This is a genomic window from Streptomyces sp. NPDC059567, assembly GCF_042735655.1.
Lineage (GTDB): Bacteria > Actinomycetota > Actinomycetes > Streptomycetales > Streptomycetaceae > Streptomyces.
This window is the reverse complement of sequence record NZ_JBHWBS010000115.1, coordinates 15465-23706: the sequence shown is the minus strand read 5'-3', so window position 1 is coordinate 23706 and position 8242 is coordinate 15465. Positions and strand designations below refer to the sequence as shown.

At 70.7% G+C, this 8242-nt stretch carries 7 protein-coding genes; 3 read left to right on the top strand and 4 right to left on the bottom strand.

Annotated features, from left to right (window positions below; genetic code table 11):
* The first annotated feature begins 195 nt into the window (after positions 1-195).
* Positions 196-1836 (top strand): hypothetical protein, encoded by a 1641-nt coding sequence (locus tag ACFVZW_RS32810; RefSeq protein ID WP_384529156.1) that lies wholly within the window; start codon positions 196-198, stop codon positions 1834-1836.
* A gap of 42 nt (positions 1837-1878) precedes the next feature.
* On the opposite strand, the gene ACFVZW_RS32805 is transcribed toward ACFVZW_RS32810, so the two are convergent.
* On the bottom strand, positions 1879-2451 hold the full coding sequence (locus tag ACFVZW_RS32805) for an HIT family protein (protein ID WP_384529150.1): 573 nt from the start codon (positions 2449-2451) through the stop codon (positions 1879-1881).
* A gap of 66 nt (positions 2452-2517) precedes the next feature.
* Here ACFVZW_RS32805 and ACFVZW_RS32800 point away from each other — a divergent pair, with 66 nt between their 5' ends.
* Positions 2518-3195 (top strand): potassium channel family protein, encoded by a 678-nt coding sequence (locus ACFVZW_RS32800; protein WP_384529146.1) that lies wholly within the window; start codon positions 2518-2520, stop codon positions 3193-3195.
* Positions 3196-3212: 17 nt separating this feature from the next.
* Here the strand turns inward: ACFVZW_RS32800 and thrS are convergent, their stop codons facing one another.
* The 3 genes from thrS to ACFVZW_RS32785 all read right to left on the bottom strand — a co-directional run bounded on the left by thrS (position 3213) and on the right by ACFVZW_RS32785 (position 7242).
* The gene (gene thrS, locus ACFVZW_RS32795) at positions 3213-5186 is read right to left on the bottom strand and encodes a threonine--tRNA ligase (RefSeq protein WP_384529143.1); all 1974 of its coding nucleotides are present in this window, start codon (positions 5184-5186) and stop codon (positions 3213-3215) included.
* Positions 5187-5401: 215 nt separating this feature from the next.
* Positions 5402-6676, bottom strand: a complete 1275-nt coding sequence (locus tag ACFVZW_RS32790) for a hypothetical protein (RefSeq protein WP_384529140.1) — start codon at positions 6674-6676, stop codon at positions 5402-5404.
* The gene (locus tag ACFVZW_RS32785) at positions 6676-7242 is read right to left on the bottom strand and encodes a DUF4365 domain-containing protein (protein ID WP_384529137.1); all 567 of its coding nucleotides are present in this window, start codon (positions 7240-7242) and stop codon (positions 6676-6678) included. The genes ACFVZW_RS32790 and ACFVZW_RS32785 overlap by 1 nt, the downstream gene beginning before the upstream one ends.
* 120 nt (positions 7243-7362) lie before the next feature.
* On the opposite strand from ACFVZW_RS32785, the gene ACFVZW_RS32780 reads away from it, so the two are divergent.
* Positions 7363-8091, top strand: coding sequence for a 3'-5' exonuclease (locus ACFVZW_RS32780; protein ID WP_384529134.1), 729 nt, complete (start codon positions 7363-7365; stop codon positions 8089-8091).
* The last annotated feature ends 151 nt before the right edge of the window (positions 8092-8242 follow it).

Below are 8242 nucleotides of genomic sequence, written 5' to 3'. Positions count from 1 at the left end.
GGGCCCGCCGCCGCCGCGGGCCGCCGCCGCGCCGCCCCGCGCCCCGCCCCCCCGACCCGTGACGCATCCGCCGGTACCCGGTTACGCTGTGGTGCCCAGCTCAGCAGGTGTGCGGGGCGCGGTAGTTGGGAACAGGCCGCAGAGGGATACGCGGTGAACCACGCGGGCACGCGGCGATGGGGGCATCAGGTGACGATGGGCAGCTTCGGACCCGGGGCGCAGATTCCCCTCCAGGGCTCCGACGGACAGACGGCGGCGACGCACGCCCTCGCCTCCGCCGCGTACCGCGACGGCCCGGTCGAGGAGATCCTCAACGCCAACAACGACTGGCACAAGTCGACGGTCAAGGAAGGGAAGTGGAAGAAGCTCTTCCGCCCGGACCTCGGCGAGGCCTTCTCGCGGGCGGTGCAGGTGCGGACGCTGGGCGGTGCCCGCAAGCCGCTGATCCAGTCCTTCGGCACCGAACCGCAGCCCGTGGTCGAGCACTGCCTGGCCGCCACCGGGATCCGCAAGCAGCGGGACACCAGGCTGACGCTGATCACCCTGGTCTTCGGCATCCTCTTCCTGCCCGGCCTGCTGCTCTGGCTCGGCGTCATCCAACTGCGCCGCATGGTCGCCGGCACGGAGAACAAGCGCACCAGCGCCGTCGGCACGGGGCTTCTGGTCGGTGCGGGGCTGCTCGCCGTCATCGTCATGATCAAACTGCCGGTCGACGGGCTGCTGTCGATCTACCTGCGGGCCATGATCGTGGCCCCGGTCGCCGGCTGGTTCCTCGCCAAGCGGGTCTGCGAGTCCACGGCCAAGGATCTGCGCGAGCGCTGGTCCGCGCTGCTGAGCGGCGGCGGCATCGGCGCCAAGGTCCCCGAGGCCGTCCCCCAGGACCCGACCGAGAAGGCGGCCGAGGCCCTCCGGCAGAACCTGGAGAAGCTCACCGCCGAGCAGCAGTCCAACGTCGTCTTCTACGCGGGCCCCAAGGGAATACTGGGCATGGGTACGCGCTGGGGCAGCTGGACGCTCGCCGAGGAGCTGGTCCCCAAGGACGGCACCGAGATCCACGACTTCCGCGCCTGGGACGTCGTACGGAAGATCCACGACCAGCTCACGCTCCTGGAGCGCGGCTCCCTCAAGACCGGTTTCCCCAAGCCGACCGTCAAGCACTGGATCGTCTCGCCGGTCGGCGAGGGCGCCGACGAGGTCGCCCGTCCCGACGGTGAGAACATCGTCCACTTCCAGGTGAAGCCGCACGAGATACAGCGCATCTGCAACGACCAGCAGTTCGGCAGCGGCAACCGCCACTACCTGGGGGTGCAGTTCACGCTCTGGGACGGCCAGCTGGTCCTCACCATGATGATCACGGTCACCTCGCTGCTGCACACGCTGCGGGTCGAGGTCACCGGCCACGCCCTGGGCCCCGTCCACTCCCTCTTCACCACCAAGCCCAAGGCGAAGACCAAGGAGGTCTCCAAGACCGTCCGGTTCTGGGAGACCAGGGAGATCCAGCTGCCGCTGGTCGACACCGACGAGGTGGTCCGGCTCGCCGTCCGCGCGCCGCTGACCTGGTTCCCGGCGATCCTGGACTTCCTCGGCGGCAAGCTCGTCCTGCCCGAGCCCTTCGGGCTGCGGCATGCCTGGGCCGCGCAGCCCTGGCGGCACCGCTTCATGGCCGACGACGCCATCCGCACCGCGACGCCCGTGATGCGCGCCGTCCACGCCGCGACGATCAAGGTGCTCGACGAGCACGGCGTGGACACCGAGCGCTTCACCAACCGCTCGCTGATTCTGAGCGGCCTGGTGCAGGAGCCCAGCCCGCGGAAGGCCGACGCCTACGACGCGTAGGCGAGGGGCACGTGCCGCCGCCCCCCGCCTGCCGGACTCGCCTCAGGCGAGCTCGGACGAGGCCGGCCAGGCGGTGGCGAGCATGGTGCGGGTGTCGGCGAGGAGCTGCGGCAGCACTTTGGTGTGGCCGACGACCGGCATGAAGTTGGTGTCGCCGCCCCAGCGGGGCACCACGTGCTGGTGCAGATGGGCGGCGATCCCGGCGCCCGCGACCGAGCCCTGGTTCATGCCGATGTTGAAGCCGTGCGCGCCGGACGCGGACCGCAGCGCGATCATCGCCCGCTTGGTGAACTCGCCGAGTTCGGCGGTCTCCTCCGCGTCGAGATCCGTGTAGTCGGCGACGTGACGGTACGGCACGACCATCAGATGGCCGCCGTTGTACGGGTAGAGATTGAGCACGGCGTACACCTTCTCGCCGCGCGCGATCACCAGACCGTCCTCGTCCGACTTCGCCGGGATCGTGCAGAAGGGACAGCCGTCCTCGGCCCCTGGCCCGGTCGGCTTGTTCTCGCCCTGGATGTACGCCATCCGGTGAGGCGTCCACAGGCGCTGGAACGCGTCCTGCGTCCCCACTCCGATCTGCTGCTCCGGCTCAATCGTCATGCTGTGCAGCATATTGCTTCGCCCGTTCGGAACGTGTCGCCGGGGCGTTGATCACCCCGCCTCGGAGATGCTGATCCGATGAACGAGAGGCAGGACAGGCAAGAGCGCTGGGACCGGCGCATGGAGGCACCGCTCGCGGTGGCGTCCCTGCTCTTCCTCCTCGGGTACGCGGTACGGGTCCTGGCCAACGGCCTCGACCAGGTCTGGCTGGACCTCTGCCTGGCGGTCACGCTCATCGCCTGGACCGTCTTCATCGTCGACTACGCGGTACGGTTCCGGCTCAGCCGCCTCGGCCCGTTGCGCTTCGTCCGCGCGCATCTGCTGGGCACGGTGATCATGGTGCTGCCGCTGCTGCGGCCCTTGCAGATGGTGAAGATCTACGACCGGATCCAGCGCCGCCGTGACCAGCCGCGTCTCAGCCTCTACGCACGGGTCATGGCCTACTCCAGCATCACGGTCGCCCTGCTGGGCTTCGCGGGCGCGCTCGCCGTCCTCCAGCACGAGCGCGGGGCCCCGGGCGCCACGATCCGCACGTTCGGCGACTCGCTCTGGTGGGCGGCGGAGACGCTGACGACGGTCGGGTACGGGGACGTGACCCCGGTGACCCCGACCGGGAGGGTCATCGCCGTGGGCATGATGGCGTGCGGGGTCGCGCTGATCGGAGCCGTGACGGGTTCGTTCTCGTCCTGGCTGATCCAGTCCTTCACGCGGGAGGACGAGAAGAGGCCCCCGGGGGGTTCCCCGGGGGCCTCCTGAGCTCACGTCACGGACGGTCAGACCTGGACGCGGTCCTCGACGATCTTGGCGATCTTGGCGATGGCCTCGTCGACCGGGATGCCGTTCTCCTGCGAACCGTCGCGGTAGCGGAAGGAGACGGCGCCGGCGGCCATGTCCTCGTCACCCGCGATGATCATGAACGGGACCTTCTGCTTCTGCGCGTTGCGGATCTTCTTCTGCATCCGGTCCGAGGAGGCGTCGACCTCGACCCGCAGCCCCTGCTTCTTCGCCTTGGCGGCGAACTCCTGCAGGTACGGGATGTGCGCGTCGCCGATCGGGATGCCGGTCGCCTGCACGGGGGCCAGCCACGGCGGCATGGCGCCCGCGTAGTGCTCGAGCAGCACGGCGAAGAAGCGCTCGATGGAGCCGAACAGCGCGCGGTGGATCATGACCGGACGCTGCTTGGTGCCGTCGGGGCCGGTGTATTCCAGGTCGAAGCGCTCCGGCAGGTTGAAGTCGAGCTGCACGGTCGACATCTGCCAGGTGCGGCCGATGGCGTCGCGCGCCTGCACGGAGATCTTCGGGCCGTAGAAGGCGGCGCCGCCCGGGTCGGGGGTGAGCGGGAGGCCCTGCTTCTCGGCGACCTGCTGGAGGACCGCGGTGGCCTCCTCCCAGATCTCGTCCGAGCCGACGAACTTCTCCGGGTCCTTGGTGGACAGCTCCAGGTAGAAGTCGGTCAGACCGTAGTCGCGCAGCAGGTTCAGGACGAAGGTGAGGGTCTTGTCGAGCTCCTCCGCCATCTGCTCCTTGGTGCAGTAGATGTGCGCGTCGTCCTGGGTGAAGCCGCGGGCCCGGGTCAGGCCGTGCACGACGCCGGACTTCTCGTACCGGTACACGGTGCCGAACTCGAAGAGGCGCAGCGGCAGCTCACGGTAGGAACGCCCGCGCGCGTCGAAGATCAGGTTGTGCATCGGGCAGTTCATGGGCTTGAGGTAGTAGTCCACGCCCTCGTCGAGCTGCATGGGGGGGTACATGCCCTCGGCGTACCAGTCGAGGTGGCCCGACTTCTCGAACAGCTTGCCCTTGGTGGCGTGCGGCGAGTAGACGAACTCGTAGCCCTCCTCCTCGTGGCGCTTGCGCGAGTAGTCCTCCATGACCCGGCGGATGATGCCGCCCTTGGGGTGGAAGACGGCGAGGCCGGAGCCGATCTCGTCCGGGATGGAGAAGAGGTCGAGCTCGTTGCCGAGCTTGCGGTGGTCGCGCTTCTCGGCCTCGGCGAGGAAGTCGAGGTGGGCCTTCAGCTCGTCCTTCGACGGCCAGGCGGTGCCGTAGATGCGCTGGAGCATCGGGTTCTTCTCGCTGCCGCGCCAGTAGGCGGCGGCGTTGCGCATCAGCTTGAACGCCGGGACGTTCCGGGTGGTGGGCAGGTGGGGGCCTCGGCAGAGGTCCTTCCAGCACAGCTCGCCGGTCTTGGCGTCCAGGTTGTCGTAGATGGTGAGCTCGCCGCCGCCGACCTCGACGTTGGCGCCGTCGTCGGTCGAGGCGGAGCCCTTGATGCCGATGAGCTCCAGCTTGTACGGCTCGTCCGCGAGCTCCTCGCGGGCGGCCTCGTCGGTCACCACACGACGGGAGAAGCGCTGCCCCCGCTTCTGGATCTCCTGCATCTTCTTCTCGACGGCCTTGAGATCCTCGGGGGTGAACGGCTTCTCGACGTCGAAGTCGTAGTAGAAGCCGTCACGGACCGGCGGGCCGATGCCCAGCTTGGCCTCGGGGAAGAGCTCCTGCACGGCCTGGGCCATGACGTGGGCGGTGGAGTGGCGCAGGATGTCGAGGCCGTCCGGGGACGAGATCTCGACGGGCTCGACGACATCGCCCTCGGCGACGACGTAGGTGAGGTCCTTCAGTTCACCGCCGACGCGGGCGGCGATCACGGACCGGTCGTCGAACAGCGCGCCGGCGGTGGTGCCCGCGCTCACCGCCCGATCCTCGGCTCCTGAGGCGGACTGGACGGTCACACGGACATCAGACACGGATGCTCTTTCCATAAGGGCGCAGGCAGACACGAGGTGCCGGCGTCGGCGGTGCGCGGCAGAGACGAGGTGCCGCGCGCTGTAAATTCTAAGGGCTCGGTTCCCCTCCGGGCGCTGAGAGCCGGACTCACAGCCCGGCGCGCCCTTCGGCTCACTCGCCGGGCCCATGGGGGCGCCGGATCCAGGCGTTCGGGGCAGCCGGTCCTGCCCCTCGCTCACTCGCCGGGGCCGCAGGCCTCCTCGAAGAAGTCGAGGTTCTCGTGGAGGGACTTCATCAGCCGGTCCCGCTCCGCCTCGTCGACCTGCACCGGCACCACACCGGAGGCATCGGTCAGCCGCCGGAAGCCCCCTCGGCTCTCCAGCCGTCCCACGACCCGGATCGGCAGCCCCACGAGATGGGCGTGGCCCGCCGTGCGGTACGACTCCTCGTCCAGGGTGACCCGCACGTGCGGCACCTCGGCGCCGCCCAGGACCCGCAAGCGGACGGTTCCCTCGCCGCGCGGGCCGGAACGGCGCATCCGCACGACGGCGCCGGTGATCCGCACCGGTACGGACGGCTCGTCGGTCAGATAGCGGGCGCCGGCCTCGCGCAGCGCGGGCAGATCGCCCGCGGAGAACTCGACGGGCTCGGGCCGCGGCGCGCAGCCCGCCGGGGTCCCGGCCGCAGGGGCCCACTCCAGCGCGATCCGCGCCCCTTCGGTGCCCCGCACCAGCGCCACCAGGGCCTCGGTGAGCTCGCGGCTCACCCCGGCCTCCACAGCCGCGTCGAACGCCTCCATGCCGCCGGTCGCCCGCTGGTAGTCGGTGGCCTCCCGGGCCGCGTAGAGCGCGTGGTAGAGCCGTACGGCGATGGCCCGGCCGGGGTCGACGGGGACGAAGGCGGTCAGCCCGCGGCCGCCGGGCGCCGCGCCCACGACCACGGCCTCCAGGGATGCCTGGGCCTGACGGCGGTGCCGGGCGCCGTAGTACCCGGCGCGGCCTCGGACGGCGAGCGCGCCGGCGAGGAGGAGCTGGCGGGCGGCCGACCTGAGCTGTTCCTGGACGGTCCAGGGGACGGTGCCCGCGGGTCCGGGCGGCACGTCGCGCCACCAGCGGATCTCGTCGCTGGGCACGGTGAGCCCGACCAGTACCTCCCGGGCGGAGGGCGCCGCGCTGTGCTGGAGGGCGGTGAGCGCCTCGCCGAGCAGGTCCTCGCAGTCGGGGAAGGCGCGGCTCTCGGGCACGAGCAGGCTCGTGGTGCCGGTCGAGCCGCTCGACAAGGGAGGGGTCCAGCGGCTGTAGCGGCCCGCGGCCCCGCCGCGCCGCCGCCAGCCGTGCCGGGCGAGGAGCGCGCCGAGGACGAGCGGGTCGACCCGTCCGGGGTCCGGCGCACCCCCGGACTCGGCCCAGGGGCCACCGGGGATGTCGCCGGGCGTGGGGTGCGGGCGGAACGGTGGCAGCGCGGGCCCGAAGCCGGACCCGCCCCCTGGTTCCTCGATCGGCCGGTGCATCAAGGTCTCCCTCCCACGCCGACCCGGGTCATGATCTCGCAGAGCGCCCGGTCGTCGAAGATCCGTGCCGTGGGTATGCGCACGGTCGTCCGGCGCTGTCCCGTGACCGGGTGGCCGGCCAGATTGATCCAGTAGCAGCAGTGCCGCAGGTCGAGCCGGTCGTGGCCGGCCCGCAGCCAGTCGTCCTGGGAGCGCGGCACGATCATCACGACCAGGATCTTGTGCACCGAGACGGGGGTTCGCGCCAGCTTCACCAGGTGGTCGTTGTCGAGGGTGAAGGAGAACGCGGGCCCGGGCGGCCGCGGCGCCAGCTGGTAGGTGCACTTGAGCTGCACCTTGATGGTCACTTCGTCGTCGATGGTGTGGCCGGGAGCGCTGTGACTCACGTGCCAGTCGATGCCGTTGTCCGGAAAGGGCTGCGACAGCGAGCAGCCCGCCGCCGCCGCGACCGCGTGGAGATATCCGACCTGGAGCGTCTCCATGCAGGCGGTGGTGGCGAGTGAGCCGCGCAGCGGTGCTGCCCGCTGGGGCGGCAGCCCTCCCGATTCGGGCTGGGCGAGCGCCATGTCAATTCCCTTCCCCGTCATCTGTGTTGTCACCGGCCCGCGTACGGCGCAAACAGCCCGGGTATCACCGATTCGGGCAGGGGGATCGCCATCTGCCGCATAGGTGCGAGGAGTTCGGGGATGACGACGCACTGGTACGACGGGCCCCTGGCCGCATTCGACACGGAGACCACAGGAGTAGACGTCGAGGAGGACCGGATCGTCTCGGCCGCCCTCGTCGTCCAGGACACGGCCGGGGGGCGTCCGCGGGTGACGCGCTGGCTGGTCAATCCCGGGGTTCCGGTGCCCGCTGCGGCCACGGCGGTCCATGGTCTGACGGACGAACATCTGCAGCGGCACGGGCGCTGGCCCGCGCCCGTGATGGAGGAGTTGGGGCGGGCGCTCGCCGAGCAGTGTGCGGCGGGCAGGCCGCTGGTGGTGATGAACGCGCCCTTCGATCTGACGATCCTGGACCGCGAGCTCCGGCGCCATCGCGCCTCCTCGCTGGGTCGCTATCTGGAGAACGCGTCGCTGTGCGTGCTGGATCCGCGGGTGCTCGACAAGCATCTGGACCGCTATCGCAAAGGCCGCCGGACGCTGACGGATCTGTGCGCGCAGTACGGCGTGGAGCTGGACGGCGCGCACGACGCGGCGGCCGACGCGACGGCGGCGCTGGATGTCGTACGGGCGGTGGCGCGGCGTTTCACGTCCCGTCTCGAGCGGCTGTCGCCGGCGGAGCTGCACACCTTGCAGGCGGTGTGGCATGCGGCGCAGGCGCGCGGGCTGCAGGCGTGGTTCACGCGCAACGGGACGCCGGAGACGGTGGATCCGGCGTGGCCGCTCCGCCCGGAGATGCGGACGGCGGCGTGAGGGACTGCCGCGTGAGGTCGGAAGGCCGGGAATGCGGAAGGGGGGGGGGGGGGGGGCTGAGGGGCCGGCGCCGCCGGCGGGGGGGCTGAGGTGTGAGAGATATACACAACGCGTGTGGAAGTAATGATGTCTCAGCACGGTAATCCCGCGC

Coding starts and splice junctions, on each gene's coding strand:
- ACFVZW_RS32780 (WP_384529134.1), top strand. CDS start 7,363: ATGACGACGCACTGGTACGACGGGCCCCTGGCCGCATTCGACACGGAG.
- ACFVZW_RS32810 (WP_384529156.1), top strand. CDS start 196: ATGGGCAGCTTCGGACCCGGGGCGCAGATTCCCCTCCAGGGCTCCGAC.
- ACFVZW_RS32800 (WP_384529146.1), top strand. CDS start 2,518: ATGAACGAGAGGCAGGACAGGCAAGAGCGCTGGGACCGGCGCATGGAG.
- ACFVZW_RS32805 (WP_384529150.1), bottom strand. CDS start 2,451: ATGCTGCACAGCATGACGATTGAGCCGGAGCAGCAGATCGGAGTGGGG.
- ACFVZW_RS32790 (WP_384529140.1), bottom strand. CDS start 6,676: ATGCACCGGCCGATCGAGGAACCAGGGGGCGGGTCCGGCTTCGGGCCC.
- ACFVZW_RS32785 (WP_384529137.1), bottom strand. CDS start 7,242: ATGGCGCTCGCCCAGCCCGAATCGGGAGGGCTGCCGCCCCAGCGGGCA.